Genomic DNA, 14,184 nt, shown 5'->3' on the forward strand with positions numbered 1-14,184 from the left:
GCGGCGTTTTTGCGTCGGGGCGCTACACGTCGCGGCGCGCGAACACGCGTTCGAGCCATGGGCGGATGACGAGCGCGTTGGCGTCGATGATCGTGTGCAGCAGCACGACGAGCCACAGCGATCCCGTCGCAAGGTACAGCCACGCGAGGACGAGGCCGACCAGCCCCACCGCCGCCATCGCGCGCCAGCCCTGATAGCGGTGCGCGATGGTGAACAGCGCCCAGCCGACCGCGCAGCCGGCGACGCCGCTGCCGAAAACGATCGCGACGAGCAGCGGCACAGCGAGCCGGAAGAACAATTCCTCGCCGAACCCGGCGGCGGCGGCCAGCACCAGCGCGGCGCTGGCTTCGGCGCGCGAGGCGGCGATGGCGGACGAGCGATAACCGAGGTCGATCGTACGGCGCCGGCGCCATGCGGTGAGCGCGACGAGTATCGCGCCGCCCAGGAAGCCGCCGGCGATCGCCCCGGCGACGTCGCGGATGCCGATTGCCGAGAGCGGTGCGATGCCGAGCGCCCGCGCGGCGGCGAGCTCGGGGGGCAGGGTGGAGAGCGCGTCGAGCCGCCCGAGCAGCGCCAGCGCGGTGAGGGCGGTGACGCCGTACATCGCGGCGATCCCCGCCGCCCAGCCGAGTGTCGCGCGTCGACGATCGCGCGATTGGCCGCGTACCGCGCGCGCGACAGAGGCGGCGATGCTGCGCCCGCGCCACCAGCCGTAGACGATCATCCCGATCGCGGCGGCGAGCAGCGCGGCGGCGAGCATCACACGCGCATCAGAGGCGGTGTTCGCCCTTCACCCAGCGCACCGTGCCCGACGACGCACGCATCACGACGCTCTCGGTGGTCATCACCTTGCCGCGGCGCTTGACGCCGTCGAGCAGCGATCCGTCCGTCACGCCAGTCGCGGCGAAGATGCAATCGCCCTTTGCCAGTTCCTTCAAGTCGTACTGCTTGTCGAGATCGGTGATGCCCCACTTGCGCGCGCGGGCGCGCTCGTCCTCGTTGCGGAATAGTAGCCGGCCCTTGAACTGCCCGCCGACGCAGCGCAGCGCCGCGCACGCCAGTACGCCTTCCGGCGCGCCGCCCGATCCCATGTAGACGTCGATCGTGGTGTCGGGATTGGTGGTGGCGATGACGCCCGCGACGTCGCCGTCGCCGATCAGCACGACGCCGCAGCCGATCGCGCGCAGCTCGGCGATCAGCTTCTCGTGGCGCGGGCGATCGAGCACGCAGGCGATGATCTCGTTCGGGGCGACGCCCTTTGCCGCGGCGATCGCGTGGACGTTCTCTGTCGGCGTCTTGTCGAGATCGATGATACCCTCTGGCAGGCCGGGGCCGACGGCGAGCTTGTCCATGTACACGTCGGGCGCGTTGAGCAGGCAGCCCTCCTCGCCGATCGCGAGCACCGCGAGGCTGTTCGGCCCGGCCTTGGCGCAAATCGTCGTGCCCTCGAGCGGATCGAGCGCGATATCGATCTTGGGTCCGGTGCCCTGCGCCGACCCGACCTTCTCGCCGATGTAGAGCATCGGCGCCTCGTCGCGCTCGCCCTCTCCGATCACCACGGTGCCGTCGATCTCGAGGCCGTTGAGCGCCTCGCGCATCGCTTCGACCGCGGCGGCGTCGGCGGCCTTCTCGTCGCCGCGGCCGATCAGCGTCGAGGCGCCGATCGCGGCGGCTTCCGTCACGCGAACCATCTCAAGCACCAGGACGCGATCGAGCACCTTGCTGGCTGTCGGCATGTATTCCCCCAAAAAACCGGTATCTTTCCGCCGCGCGATAGGCGGCGCGCGGGGCGGTGTCGAGACGGCGCTTGTCGCAGGCAAGCGATCGCGCGACAAACGCCGCTATGGCGACGCTGAAGGTCTATCGCACGCCTGCGGGCTTTCACGACGCCTATGTCGCGGCGCCGAGCCAGAAGGCCGCACTCGCCGCGTGGGGCAGCGACGCCAACCTGTTTGCGCGCGGCCTGGCCGAGGTGGTGACCGACCCCGAACTGACCCGCGAACCGCTCGCGCATCCCGGTGACGTGATCCGGCGCATGCGCAGCGCGCCCGACGAACCGGCGCCGGCAACCAAGAAAGCGCGGCGGACGACGCCCGATCGCGAAGCGAAGGCGGAGCTGGCGCCTGCGTCTAAGGGCAAACCGAAGCCCAAGCCCAAGCCCAAACCTAAGCCCAAGCCGAGTCGAGCCAAGCTGGCGGCGGCGGAGGCGGCGATCGAGGCGGCCGAGGCGCGCTACGCCGAGCAACGCACCGCGCTGAAGCGCGAGGAGGAGGCGCTGGCGGCGAAGCGGCGCACGCTCGACAAGGCGCACGGCGCCGAGCGGATCAAGCTCGATCGTGCGCGGATCGCCGCGCGCGACGATTACGAGGCGGCGCTGGCCGACTGGCGCGACGACTGACGCCGGCGCCTCAAATCAGGCGGCGACCGCGTAGGGCTTGATCTCACCCGAGAGATAGAGGTTGCGCGCCTTGGCACGGCTGAGCTTGCCCGAGCTGGTGCGCGGCAGCGTGCGTGGCGGGATGAGCTCGATCACGCAGTTCATGCCGGTGACGGCGCGGACACGGTCGCGGATCTCGTTGCGCAGCCGGCTGCGTTCGGCATCGTCCGACGTGCGGCACTGGACGAGCACCGCGGGCGTCTCCTCCCCGCCCGGCGTGGTGATCGCAAAGGCGGCGATGTCGCCTTGCTTGAAGCCGGGGAGCTGCTCGACCGCCCATTCGATGTCCTGCGGCCAATGGTTGCGGCCGTTGACGATGATCATGTCCTTGGCGCGGCCGACGATGTAGATGTAGCCGTCCGACAGATAGCCCATGTCGCCGGTGTCGAGCCAGCCGTCGGTGAGGCAGGCGTCGGTCGCGGCGTCGTCGCGGAAATAGCCGACCATCAGCGAGGGCCCGCTGCACCACACCTTGCCGATCGCGCGCTCGGGCAGCGGGGTGCCGTCCTCCTCGCGGATCTCGACGCGCATGTCGCGCACCGGCTTGCCGCAATTGACGATCGCGCGGTAGCGCTGTGGGCGGTCCTGCCCGGCGGGGACGCCCGACAGCTGCGTCTCCTCGACCAGTTCGACGCGGATGCCCTCGCCCGGCGGCATGATCGAGACGGCGAGCGTCGCTTCGGCGAGGCCGTAGGACGGGAGAAATGCCGTCGCCTCGAAGCCGGCATCGGCGAAGGCGTCGACGAAATCCTGCATCACGTCGGGGCGGATCATGTCCGCGCCGTTGCCCGCGAGGCGCCAGCGCGACAGATCGAACCGGTCGGCCGCCTTGGTCTGGCTCGACATGCGGCGCGCGCAGATATCGTAGCCGAAGGTCGGCGAATAGCTGATTGAGGTGCCATCGTTACGGCTGATGAGATCGAGCCAGGCGAGCGGGCGGCGCGCGAAATCCTCGGTCTTCAGGTAATCGACCGACACCTGGTTGGCGATCGGCGACAGGAAGCAGCCGACCAGCCCCATGTCGTGGTACCACGGCAGCCACGAGATGCAGCGATCGCTGTCGATCAGCGCCATGCCGTGCGCGTGCGCGGCGAGATTGTTGAGCAGCGCGTGGTGCGTGATCGCAACGCCGTGCGGGAAGCGCGTCGATCCGCTGGAATATTGCAGATAGGCGATGTCGTCGCCGGACGCCTGCGGCAGATCGACGGCGGGCGCGGCGCGGGCGAGGAGATCGCCCCAGTCGATCCCCTGCGTGCCGACCGCCTGCGCCGCGGCGCCGGCCATCTCGGCGAGCTCGGGCGGGTAGATCAGCACCGCGGGATCGCAGCTCGTCAGCTGGACGCGCAGCTGATCGATGTACGATTCCTTGCCGCCGAACGACGTCGGCAGCGGCAGCGGCACGGGCCACGCCCCGGCATAGACGGTGCCGAAGAACAACGCAGCGAATTCGGCGCTGGTTTCCGCGACCAGCGCGACGCGATCCCCCGGCGCGATGCCGGCGGCGACCAGGCGATAGGCTGCGGCCTTTGCATCGGCCTGCAGCTCGGCGAAGGGATAGGCGCGCGCGATCGTGCCGCGTGCGTCGTGGAAATTGAGCCCGCGCGTGCCGGTGGCCGCATAGTCCAGCGCCTCGCCCAGCGTCGCGAAATCGGCGAACCGCCGCGGCAGCGCGTCACCGGTCGGGGTGGCGCCGGTCGGGGTGGAGGAGGGGGTCGCGGTCGTCATGGTCTTCTGCTCAAGTCTCGATGGTGGTGCCACGAATGGCATCAACGATTGGGCCTGGCCACGGATCGGTCGCCAACGTTCAAATTCGTCTGCCAGTGTGGCAACAAGAAGGCCATGCCGAAAAGCCGACATCCAGCCCCGCCGCTCAACCAGGCGGCGCTCGACGCGTTGGCGCTGCGCTACGTCGAGCGGTTCGCCACGACGCGCGGCAAGCTGGCGGCGTATCTGGCGCGCAAGATCCGCGAGCGCGGCTGGGACGGGCCGCCCGCCGATCCGCAGGCGATCGCGGAGCGGATGGCGGGGTACGGCTATGTCGACGACCGCGCCTACGCCGAGGCGAAGGCACGCGCGCTGACGCGCCGCGGCTATGGCGCACGCCGCGTGTCGCAGGCGCTGCACGCCGCGCACGTCGCGCCGGCAGACGCGGGGCAGGCGCTGGAAGAGAGCGCGGATCAGGCATTTGACAGCGCGCTGGCGCATGCCCGGCGACGCCGTTTCGGCCCGTTCGCCAAGGCACCGGCGGACGATGCGACACGCGCGCGTCAGCTGGCGGCAATGCTGCGCGCCGGACACGACTTCGCGCTCGCCCGGCGGATCCTCGCTGCATCACCTGGCGAGGAACTGGAACCGTACGATTGATCGGTCTTTCACGACTATCATGTTGTGCAGCGCGTCAACCATGCTAGCGTTTCCGGGCCTGAAAGACGATGGACATGCGCAGCGATCCGCCTGACGCGGCCTACCGCGACGACGCCGATTTCGGCGACGAGGAAGGCGTGCGCGTCGAAGGCACGCTGAAATGGTTCGACGTAACGCGCGGCTTCGGCTTCCTGGTGCCCGACAGCGGTGAAATCGGCGACGTGCTGGTGCATTTCTCCGTCCTGCAGGCGCTCGGCCGGCGCAGCCTGCCCGAGGGCACGCGGATCGAGGCGATCGCGGTGCAGCGCGATCGCGGCTTCCAGGCGCGCGAGATCCTGAGGCTCGATACCTCTACCGCGATCGAACCCGCGCCGCGGCCGTCGAACCGGATCGATCCCGTCGCGCTGCTCGACGAGGCGGGGGATTGGGAGCCGGTGAGCGTCAAATGGTTCAACCGGCTGAAGGGTTACGGTTTCCTGGTGCGCGATGCGATGCCGGGCGATATCTTCGTCCATATGGAAACGCTGCGCCGCGGCGATATCGGCGAGGTCGAGCCCGATCAGCGGCTGCGCGCGCGGGTGGTTGATGGGCGCAAGGGGCCGATGGCGGTCAGCGTCGCACGAGAGGATGTGCAATGAGGTTTCACGGTTTGGCGGCGATTGCATTGCTCCTTGGCGCATCCGCCTGCACCGGGCGCGACGCCGCGGCGTCCGCCGGTAACGAGGCGGCACCGGCGGCGCTTACGCCGGTGACGATCACCAGCGCGACCGGCCGCCACGTCTTCAAGGTGGAAATGGCGCGGACCCAGCCGCAGCAGCAGCGCGGGCTGATGTACCGTACCAACATCCCGGCCGACGGCGGCATGCTGTTCTCGCCCTATCCGCCCGAGGGCGGGCCGCCGCGCGAGGCGAGCTTCTGGATGAAGAACACGCCCTCGCCGCTCGACATCATCTTCATCCGCGCCGACGGCACGATCGCACGCATCGCCGAGAATACCGTGCCCTTCTCCGAGGCGCAGGTGCCGTCGGGCGAGCCGGTCGCCGCGGTGCTGGAGATCAACGGCGGGCGCGCGGCCGAACTCGGCATCGCCGAGGGGGACAAGGTCAGTTGGAAGTAGCACCGACGTGCGGCCGGTATCCGTCGGATGGCGGGCGACGTGCCATTGAAGCGCGGTCCGCCAGCCGCTAAGCGCTGACCCCGATATGGCGATCAACCTCAATCCCTTCACGTGGTGGAACGGCGCCACCATCGGCACCTGGTTCGGGCTGCGCGGCAAGACGCGCGTCGGCGAGGACGGGCTGGGGAACGTCTATTACCAGGGCGGGAAGGACACCGCGGGCAATCCACGTCGCTGGGTGATCTACGACGGCGCGAACGACGCCAGCCGGGTTGCGCCTGAGTGGCTCGCCTGGCTGCAGCACACGATCGACGACGTGCCCGATCGCGCGCTGCCGCCCGTGCGTCAGTGGCAAAAGCCCGCGCTTGCCAATATGACGGGGACGCCGCACGCCTACCGTCCCTCCGGTGCGCTTGAGAAGGGCGGCAACCGCGTCAGCGCGACGGGCGATTACGAGGCGTGGAGTCCCGACGCGTGAAGCGCGCCGCCGCGGCGGGGACGCTCGCCGTCGCCGCGCTGGTCGGCGTGGGTATCTGGCAGGGACCGCGCCTGTTCGGCGGTGGCGACGAGGCGCGTGCGCCGGCGGCGAGCCAGCCGGTGCCCGACAGCGCCTCCGACGCCAACCCCGATACCGCCGGCGACGTAGTGACGGTGGAGGGCGACGCGGCGCCGGTCGACGCCGGGGCGACGCCGATGGCGCAGCGCGTCGCGGTCGTCGGCCTGCTCAACAAGCGCAACGGCGTCAGCCGCGACCTGACGATTAAGCCCGGCCAAGCGCTGCGCGTCGGCGACACGATCGTGCGGCTGCGCGCGTGCGAGCGGACCGCGCCGTGGGAGCCCGAACAACTGACCGGCGCGTTCGTCCAGCTCGACGTTCAGGGCGCGGATCGCAAGTGGCGGCGCGCCTTCTCCGGCTGGCTCTACAAGGAGCGGCCGGCGTACAACGTCGTCCAGCACCCGATCTACGACGTCTGGGCCAAGAGCTGCGCGATGACCTTCCCCGACAAGGGGCCTGCGACCGACGTGCTGGCGAGCCCGTCGAGCGCGCGGAAATCGGCGGCGCCGTCCGCCCAGCGTGGTTCGGGAGACGCGGAGCCCAGCGTCTCCGAGAGCGCGGCGCCCAGCAACGCGACGTAATCGGCGCGCGCGATCTCGACCGCGCCGAGCGTGGCGAGATGATCGGTCATGAACTGGCAGTCGAGCAACGTGAACCCGCCGACGCGCAGCCGCGCGACGAGCGCGGCGAGCGCGACCTTCGACGCGTCGGTCGCGCGACTGACCATGCTCTCGCCGAAGAAGGCGCGTCCGAGCGCGAGGCCGTAGAGCCCGCCGACGAGGCGGTCGCCGTCCCAGCATTCGATCGAATGCGCGAAGCCGGCGGCGTGGAGTTCCAGGAAGACTGTTTCGATCGGGCGGTTGATCCAGGTTTCCGGGCGATCGGTCGCCGCTTCGGCGCACAGCGCGATGACCTCGCCGAACGCGGCGTCGGCGGTCAGGCAGAAGCGCTCGGCGCGCAGCGTGCGGCGCAGCGATCGGGAGAGGTGGAAGCCGTCGAGCGGCAGGATCGCGCGGGTGCGCGGCTCGACCCAGTAGACGCCGGGCGCATCGCGCGCGTCGGCCATCGGGAACACGCCCACCGCATAGGCGCCGAGGACAGTGGCGGGATCGAGCATCTCGGGCGGGCGGCGGCGCGGCATCGGGAGCGGCGAGCCTAGCAGATCGGCGGTGCGGCGCACGCGGCAAAACGCGTCGCCGACCGTACGCACGCGGGCTGCGGCGCACCGGGACGTGCCCGGCGCGCCGCGATCGACGGGATCAGCCCTTGCAGGTGAGCGAGAGCTTGCCGGGCTGTTCCAGCGTGATGTTGGTGGGGGTGCCCGTCAGCTTCCAGCCGCCATCGGCGACCAGCGGCTCGCCGCCGTTCGGCGCGGTGACCGTCGTCGGCGCGCCATCCTTGGCGGTGCGCACGATCGCCTGCTTGTCGCCTTCGAAGAAGGTGACGTAGACGACGCTGTTGTCCTTGCAGCGCATCGACTTGTCCGCCTTGATCGCGGGCGGCAGCTCGACCGCGCCCGCATTGGCGAGCTGCGTCGCCATGGGATCGGGGTTCGTGTCGATCACCTCGGGTTCGGCCGACTTGGAGTTGCAGGCAGCGAGCGCCAGGAGCGCCGCGATTGCGATGGGGAGGGGGCTCTTCATACGGCTCGCGGATTTCGCGCATGCAACCCGAAGCGTCAAGTTGGTGCCGCGTTTAACGGATATTTTATAGCATGTTCGAACTTACTCGTGAAACTCGTCGAGTTCCGGGATGCGGCCGAACGCGATCTTGCTGCCGATCCGGTCGATCCGCCCGCCGTTGAGCGGCCCGACCGACACCGCGTTGCGCCCGAAACGCTGGTTGATCCGGTCCATCGCCTCGCTGAGCGCAAGGCCGCGCGTCTCGCGTGCCAGCGGATCCTCGGGCGCGAGATGCGCGAACAGCGAACCCTGGTCGCCCGCGACGGGCGCGATCTCCGCCAGCGTCACGCCGATCATGCGCAGCCGGAAGCCGCCCGGCCGCACCACGGCGGCAGCGCGCAGCCGCGGGAACAGCGCGTCGAGCCGGGCAAGGACGACGAAGCTGTCCTGCGTTTCTGGAAGGCGGATCGAAGCGCGCCAGCCGCTCTTGTCGTCCTCGAACTTGGCATGGAGGACGAGCAGGCGCGCGCGATAGCCTTTGCGGCGCAGCCGGCTCGCGGCCTTGAGCGCGAGCCGTCGCGCAGTGAGCCGCGCCGGCTCGTCGCCGCGCTTCGATGGGGACAGGACGTGGCTGTGCCCGACGGTACGGCTCTGGGTCGCCTTCTCGGGCAGGTCGACGCCGTGCAGCTGGTACCACAGCCGATCGCCGTCGGTGCCGCCCCAGGCGAAGCCCGCGTCGCGCGGGCGGCGCGCACAATATTGCGCGATGTCGTTCACCCCGTCGAGCGCCAGCCGACGCTCCATCTTGGCGCCGATTCCGGCGATCTCGGTGAGCTTCAGTCCGAACAGCGCGTGCGGCAGATCGCGATCCTCGAACACGACCAGCCCGTCGGGCTTCTGCAGATCGGACGCGAGCTTCGCGAGCAGGCGGTTGGGCGCGATGCCCACCGACGAGGTGAGGCAGGCGCCGATCCGCTGGCGGATGCCGGCCTTGATCCGCTGCGCCAGCGCGACCGCTGCGGCGCGATCATTCTCGTTGTCGAGCAGGCGGCAGGCGACCTCGTCGATCGAGCAGACGCGAGTGACGGGGATGTGACGCCAGATCTCCGTTACGATCGCGTCGTGGAACTCGACGTAGCGGCGGTGGCGGGCAGGGGTGACGATGACGTCGCGGCACAGCCGCCGCGCCTCCCACACCGGCGTGCCTGTCTTGATGCCGAAGCGCTTCGCCTCGATCGACGCGGCGATCGCGACGGTGGTGTCGCTGCCGATCGGCGCGACGATCACCGAGCGGCCGCGCAGCGCGGGCTGGAGCTGCTGCTCGACACTGGCGAAATAGGAATTGAGATCGAGGAACAGCCAGCGCAGCGGCCGCGGCGGCAAATCTGGTCGCGAAGCGGCGGGCGACTCGGACTGGGTCATCGGAATGAGAACGATACCAGAACATTGCATCGTTCCCTAGTTGTTCTGAAGCGCTCCGTCGCCTAGATCGCAGAGCCCGCCCGGGCGCGCTGACAACGGAAAAATACCAGATGGCCAAACCGCAGAAACGCTACGTCTGCCAGGCATGCGGCTCGGTCGCGTCGCGTTGGCAGGGGCAGTGCGTCGACTGTTCCGAGTGGAACACGCTGGTTGAGGAAGCGCCAGTGGTGGTGACGCCTTTCCAGGCGAAGCACAATCTGCAGGGCGGCGGGCGCGCGGTGACGATGGTCTCGCTCGATACCGAGGTGGCGCTGCCGGCACGGATGGCGAGCGGCATCGCCGAGCTTGACCGCGCGCTGGGCGGCGGCTTCGTCGAAGGGAGCGCGACGCTGATCGGCGGCGATCCGGGGATCGGCAAGTCGACACTGCTGCTCCAGGCGGCGGCGCGCATGGCGCTCGCGGGGGGCGACGTCGCCTATATCTCGGGTGAGGAGGCGGCGGACCAAGTGCGGCTACGCGCGCGCCGCCTCGGGCTGGGCGAGGCGCCCGTGCGGCTCGCCTCGGCGACGTCGGTACGCGACATTCTGACGACGCTCGGCGCGGGCAAGCCGCCAGCGCTGCTGGTGATCGATTCGATCCAGACGATGCATTCGGACCTGATCGAGGGCGCGCCCGGCACCGTCAGCCAGGTGCGGGCGAGCGCGCAGGAGCTGATCCGCTTCGCCAAGGAGCGCGGCACCGCGATGGTGCTCGTCGGCCACGTGACCAAGGACGGCACGATCGCCGGCCCTCGCGTGCTCGAACATATGGTCGACACCGTGCTGAGCTTCGAGGGCGAGCGCAGCCACCAGTATCGCATCCTGCGCGCGATCAAGAACCGCTTCGGCGGCACCGACGAGATCGGCGTGTTCGCGATGGAGAGCGAGGGGCTGGCCGAGGTGTCGAACCCTTCGTCGCTGTTCCTGACGCAGCGCGACGAGAGCGTGACGGGCGCTATCGTCTTTCCCGCGCTGGAGGGGACGCGGCCGGTGCTGGTCGAGATCCAGGCGCTGGTCGTGCGCCTCGCCAGCGGTGCGACGCCGCGGCGCGCGGTGGTCGGCTGGGACAGCGGGCGGCTGGCGATGATCCTGGCGGTGCTCGAGGCGCGCTGCGGGCTGAGCTTCTCCTCGGCCGAAGTCTATCTCAACGTCGCGGGCGGCTATCGCGTGCAGGATCCCGCCGCCGACATGGCGGTCGCCGCGGCGCTGGTGTCGGCGCTGTCCGAACGGCCGGTCGCGGCCGACGCGGTCGCGTTCGGCGAAGTCGCGCTGTCTGGCGAGGTACGCAGCGTGGCGCACGGCACGCTGCGGCTGAAGGAGGCGGCGAAGCTCGGCTTCGGCAAGGCGCTGGTGCCCGCCGCGATGACGGGCGAAAAGGCGGCGATGCGCCTCGCGGGCTTTTCCACGCTGGCGCGGCTAGTCGATCACCTTCTGGGGCGCGACTGAGGCCCGCCGGACGCGCCGGCCCAAACAGACCCGTTCTCAAGCGCGCCGCTACGCCCTAGATGCGGCGTGATGAACTTGAACGGACTCGATATCGCGGTGCTGACCGCCGTCGGCGGCAGCGCGCTGCTCGGGCTGAAGCGCGGGTTCGTCACCGAAGTGCTGGCGCTGTTCGCCTGGGTCGCGGTCGTCTTCGCGGTGAAGATCTTCCACCTGCCGCTGGCGAAGGCGCTCACCGCGCCGATCGGCACCGCATCGGGCGCGGCGTCGCTCGCCTTCGTGCTGCTCGGCGGTGCGACCTACGTGCTCGGGCGGATCATCGCCAATGCGGTCGGCGGGCGGGTGCGCTCGTCGGTGCTGGGGCCGGTGGATCGCGCGCTCGGCTTCGGCTTCGGCGCGCTGAAGGGGCTGATCCTCGCCAGCCTCGCCTTCCTCCTCCTCGTGCTAGTGCTCGACACGATCGGCGGCGGGCCGACGCGTCGCCCGCTGTGGATCAAGGAAGCGCGCACCTATCCGCTGCTCAACGCGACCAGCGCGGCGATCGCCGATTTCGTCGACCGCCGCCGCCGCGGCCAGCCGGTGTTCGGCCCCCGCACCCCGCCGCTTGATCTGCCGGCGGCGGACAACACGAGTGATCCCCGATGAGCGCGACGCTCTACAATGACGCGATCCTTCGCCTCGCGACCGACAATCCGATCGACGAGCGGCTGCCCGACCCGCAGGGGACGAGCGAGAAGCGCTCGCCGATCTGCGGCAGCCGCGTGACGGTCGACGTCAACCTCGGGTCTGACGGGCGCGTCAGCGAGGCGGGGATGCTGGTGCGCGCCTGCGCGCTCGGCCAGGCATCATCGTCGCTGCTTGCCGCCAACGTGATCGGCCGCACGCCCGAGGAACTCGCCGCGGCGCGCGACGCGCTCGCCGACTGGCTCGCACAGGGCGGCGACGTGCCGGCCTGGCCGGGGGTGGACGTGCTGGCGCCGGCGCGCGACTATCACGCGCGCCACGCGTCGATCCGGCTCGCCTTCGAGGCGGCGGCGGAGGCGGCGGCGCAGGCGCGGATGCGCAGCGAGGGGGATTGATGGAACACGGCGCCGCCGGATCGCTGCTGCGCGACGGCTTCATCCTGCTGGGCGCGGGGCTCGGCTTCGTGCTGCTGTTCCGCCGCTTGGGCCTCGGCGCGACGCTGGGCTATCTCGTCGCCGGCGCAGTGGTCGGCCCGCACGTTCTGGGGCTGGTCGGCGACGCCGAATCGAAGATGGGGATCGCCGAACTCGGCATCACGCTGCTGCTGTTCGTCGTCGGGCTCGAGCTCAATCCGACGCGGCTGTGGCGGCTGAAGGAGGATATCTTCGGGCTTGGGTTGCTGCAGGTTGTCGCCTGCGGCGTGGCGATCAGCGCGATCATCGCGGTCTTCGCGCACTTCTCGATCCCGGCGGCGTTCGCGCTCGGCCTGCCGCTGGCGCTGTCGTCGACCGCGCAGGTGCTGCCGATGCTGCAATCGTCGGGGCGGTTGCGCACCCCGTTCGGCGAGCGCGCCTTCTCGATCTTGCTGTTCCAGGATCTGTCGATCATCCCGCTGATCACGATCATCGCCGCCATGAGCCGCAATCCCGACGACGCGGGGGGCCCGCCGGGATGGCTGCTGATCGTCTACACGGTGCTGGCGATCGCCGGGCTGATCGCCGCGGGGCGATTCCTGCTGCGCCCGCTGTTCCGCGGGATCGGCAACATGGGCGAACGCGAGATGTTCGTCTTCGCCGCGCTGTTCACCGTCATCGCCAGCGCGGCACTGATGGAGGCGCTGGGGCTATCGACGGCGCTAGGCGCGTTCGTCGCGGGCGTGATGCTCGCCGACAGCCCGTACCGCCACGAGCTGGAGGCGGACGTCGACCCGTTCCGCTCGATTCTGCTCGGCTTGTTCTTCCTCACGATCGGCATGATGCTGAACCTGACGGCGATCGCCGAGCGGCCGTTGTTCGTCGTTGCGATGGCGCTGGCGCTGATCGCGACCAAGACGGCGGTGATCGTCGGCATCGGCATGGCGTTCCGCATGAAGTGGCGGTCGGCGCTCGCGCTGGGTCTGCTGCTCAGCCAGGGCGGCGAATTCGGGTTCGTGCTGTTCGCGCAGGCCGCCGACGCCTATCTGATCGCGCCCGACGCGGCGTCGCTGTTCGGCGCGATCATCACGCTGTCGATGGCGACGACGCCGTTCCTGATGGGGATCACGCGGCGCTTCCGCGAGGAGCCGATCGTGGCGCAGGAGCGCGACGGGCCGACCGCGGACGGCGCCAATGCGGTGATCGTCGGCTACGGCCGGTTCGGCCAGACGGTGGGGCAGATGCTGCTGACGCAGGACATCCCCGTCACGCTGATCGACACCGATATCGATATGATCGACATCGCCGGTGAGTTCGGCGCCAAGGTCTATTACGGCGACGGTACGCGGCTCGATCTGCTGCGCCAGGCGGGCGCGGCGGAGGCGGAGCTGATCCTGTTCTGCATCGACGGTGACCAGGTAACCCCCGAGGTCGTCGAGGCGGTGCACGAGGCATTTCCGCAGGCGTCGATCTACGTCCGCGCGTTCGACCGCCGATCGCTCGTCAAGCTCAAGAACGGCCCGGCGACGCTGGTGGTGCGCGAGGTGCTCGAATCGGCCGTGAAGATGGCGCGCGCGGCGATGCACGGGCTGGGGATCGAGCGCGCCGACATCGATCGCGCCGAGGACATGTATCGCGCGCGCGACAAGGAGCGGCTGCGGATCCAGATCGAGGCGGGCGACATCCGCGCCGCGCGCAAGCTTGTCGCCGAGCAGCAGCCGTGGGGGAACGATCGATGAACTGGCTGGTGATCCTTGCGGCGCTGTCGGGTGCGCTCGCGGTGGGGGCGGGGGCGTTCGGGGCGCACGGCGCGAACGGGCAGGCGCGGGAGTGGCTGCAAACGGGTGGCCAGTATCAGCTGATCCACGCCATCGCGGCGCTCGTCGCGCTGCGGCTGGAGGCGCGCGGGCCGGCGTGGCTGTTCGTCGCGGGCGGGGCGATCTTCGCCGTAACGCTGTATCTGATGGCGGTCGGCGCGCCGCGCTGGTTGGGGGCGGTCACGCCGATCGGCGGCACGCTGCTGATCGCGGGCTGGCTGTGGCTGGCGTGGATCGGCGCGCGCGGCTGACGTTTGCGCGGCGGCTACGA

16 protein-coding genes and 1 pseudogene are annotated in these 14,184 nt (G+C 70.1%); 11 read left to right on the forward strand and 6 right to left on the reverse strand.

Translation table 11 applies throughout. From position 1 onward, the window contains the following. Window positions 1-22: 22 nt before the first annotated feature. Both F1C10_RS14930 and glpX read right to left on the reverse strand, forming a co-directional pair. Window positions 23-760, reverse strand: coding sequence for a CPBP family intramembrane glutamic endopeptidase (locus tag F1C10_RS14930; RefSeq protein ID WP_185207363.1), 738 nt, complete (start codon window positions 758-760; stop codon window positions 23-25). 10 nt (window positions 761-770) lie between these two features. Further along, window positions 771-1,736 carry a class II fructose-bisphosphatase gene (gene glpX, locus F1C10_RS14935; RefSeq protein WP_185207365.1) on the reverse strand — a complete coding sequence of 322 codons (966 nt, stop codon included), beginning with the start codon at window positions 1,734-1,736 and terminating at the stop codon, window positions 771-773. A 107-nt stretch (window positions 1,737-1,843) separates the two neighbouring features. Between glpX and F1C10_RS14940 the strand changes: the two genes are divergently transcribed. Continuing rightward, the gene (locus F1C10_RS14940; RefSeq protein WP_185207367.1) at window positions 1,844-2,398 is read left to right on the forward strand and encodes a hypothetical protein; all 555 of its coding nucleotides are present in this window, start codon (window positions 1,844-1,846) and stop codon (window positions 2,396-2,398) included. 15 nt (window positions 2,399-2,413) lie between these two features. On the opposite strand, the gene F1C10_RS14945 is transcribed toward F1C10_RS14940, so the two are convergent. Beyond that, entirely contained in the window at window positions 2,414-4,162 is a 1,749-nt protein-coding gene (locus tag F1C10_RS14945) for a fatty acyl-AMP ligase (RefSeq protein ID WP_185207369.1), read from the reverse strand. 114 nt (window positions 4,163-4,276) lie between these two features. Here F1C10_RS14945 and F1C10_RS14950 point away from each other — a divergent pair, with 114 nt between their 5' ends. The 5 genes and pseudogenes from F1C10_RS14950 to F1C10_RS14970 form a co-directional block, all read left to right on the forward strand. Then, window positions 4,277-4,801: a regulatory protein RecX gene (locus F1C10_RS14950; protein WP_185207371.1), complete on the forward strand. Its 525-nt coding sequence runs from the start codon at window positions 4,277-4,279 to the stop codon at window positions 4,799-4,801. A 68-nt stretch (window positions 4,802-4,869) separates the two neighbouring features. Beyond that, complete coding sequence (locus F1C10_RS14955) at window positions 4,870-5,439, forward strand: cold-shock protein (protein WP_258042960.1); 570 nt, start codon at window positions 4,870-4,872, stop codon at window positions 5,437-5,439. Continuing rightward, entirely contained in the window at window positions 5,436-5,918 is a 483-nt protein-coding gene (locus F1C10_RS14960) for a DUF192 domain-containing protein (RefSeq protein ID WP_185207375.1), read from the forward strand. The genes F1C10_RS14955 and F1C10_RS14960 overlap by 4 nt, the downstream gene beginning before the upstream one ends. Before the next feature lie 85 nt (window positions 5,919-6,003). Further along, a complete protein-coding gene (locus F1C10_RS14965; RefSeq protein WP_185207377.1) occupies window positions 6,004-6,396 on the forward strand; it encodes an NADH:ubiquinone oxidoreductase subunit NDUFA12 in 393 nt (130 codons plus the stop codon). 215 nt (window positions 6,397-6,611) lie between these two features. Beyond that, window positions 6,612-6,845 (forward strand): annotated as a pseudogene (locus F1C10_RS14970) (DUF2155 domain-containing protein); the annotation flags it as partial. Window positions 6,846-6,880: 35 nt separating this feature from the next. Here F1C10_RS14970 and aat read toward each other — a convergent pair. The 3 genes from aat to F1C10_RS14985 all read right to left on the reverse strand — a co-directional run bounded on the left by aat (window position 6,881) and on the right by F1C10_RS14985 (window position 9,518). Beyond that, window positions 6,881-7,615 (reverse strand): leucyl/phenylalanyl-tRNA--protein transferase, encoded by a 735-nt coding sequence (aat, locus tag F1C10_RS14975; protein WP_185210284.1) that lies wholly within the window; start codon window positions 7,613-7,615, stop codon window positions 6,881-6,883. Window positions 7,616-7,733: 118 nt separating this feature from the next. Then, window positions 7,734-8,117 carry a hypothetical protein gene (locus tag F1C10_RS14980; protein WP_185207379.1) on the reverse strand — a complete coding sequence of 128 codons (384 nt, stop codon included), beginning with the start codon at window positions 8,115-8,117 and terminating at the stop codon, window positions 7,734-7,736. An 81-nt stretch (window positions 8,118-8,198) separates the two neighbouring features. Continuing rightward, on the reverse strand, window positions 8,199-9,518 hold the full coding sequence (locus F1C10_RS14985; RefSeq protein ID WP_258042961.1) for a type VI secretion protein ImpB: 1,320 nt from the start codon (window positions 9,516-9,518) through the stop codon (window positions 8,199-8,201). Window positions 9,519-9,628: 110 nt separating this feature from the next. On the opposite strand from F1C10_RS14985, the gene radA reads away from it, so the two are divergent. The 5 genes from radA to F1C10_RS15010 all read left to right on the forward strand — a co-directional run bounded on the left by radA (window position 9,629) and on the right by F1C10_RS15010 (window position 14,164). Continuing rightward, window positions 9,629-11,002 carry a DNA repair protein RadA gene (radA, locus tag F1C10_RS14990; protein WP_185207382.1) on the forward strand — a complete coding sequence of 458 codons (1,374 nt, stop codon included), beginning with the start codon at window positions 9,629-9,631 and terminating at the stop codon, window positions 11,000-11,002. Between the two features lie 69 nt (window positions 11,003-11,071). After that, a complete protein-coding gene (locus F1C10_RS14995; RefSeq protein WP_185207384.1) occupies window positions 11,072-11,644 on the forward strand; it encodes a CvpA family protein in 573 nt (190 codons plus the stop codon). After that, a complete protein-coding gene (locus F1C10_RS15000; protein WP_185207386.1) occupies window positions 11,641-12,078 on the forward strand; it encodes an iron-sulfur cluster assembly scaffold protein in 438 nt (145 codons plus the stop codon). The genes F1C10_RS14995 and F1C10_RS15000 overlap by 4 nt, the downstream gene beginning before the upstream one ends. Next, window positions 12,078-13,835 carry a cation:proton antiporter gene (locus tag F1C10_RS15005; protein WP_185207388.1) on the forward strand — a complete coding sequence of 586 codons (1,758 nt, stop codon included), beginning with the start codon at window positions 12,078-12,080 and terminating at the stop codon, window positions 13,833-13,835. The genes F1C10_RS15000 and F1C10_RS15005 overlap by 1 nt, the downstream gene beginning before the upstream one ends. Beyond that, complete coding sequence (locus F1C10_RS15010) at window positions 13,832-14,164, forward strand: DUF423 domain-containing protein (RefSeq protein ID WP_185207390.1); 333 nt, start codon at window positions 13,832-13,834, stop codon at window positions 14,162-14,164. The genes F1C10_RS15005 and F1C10_RS15010 overlap by 4 nt, the downstream gene beginning before the upstream one ends. The last annotated feature ends 20 nt before the right edge of the window (window positions 14,165-14,184 follow it).

The sequence above is a fragment of the Sphingomonas sp. NBWT7 genome (assembly GCF_014217605.1).
Classification (GTDB): Bacteria; Pseudomonadota; Alphaproteobacteria; order Sphingomonadales; family Sphingomonadaceae; genus Sphingomonas.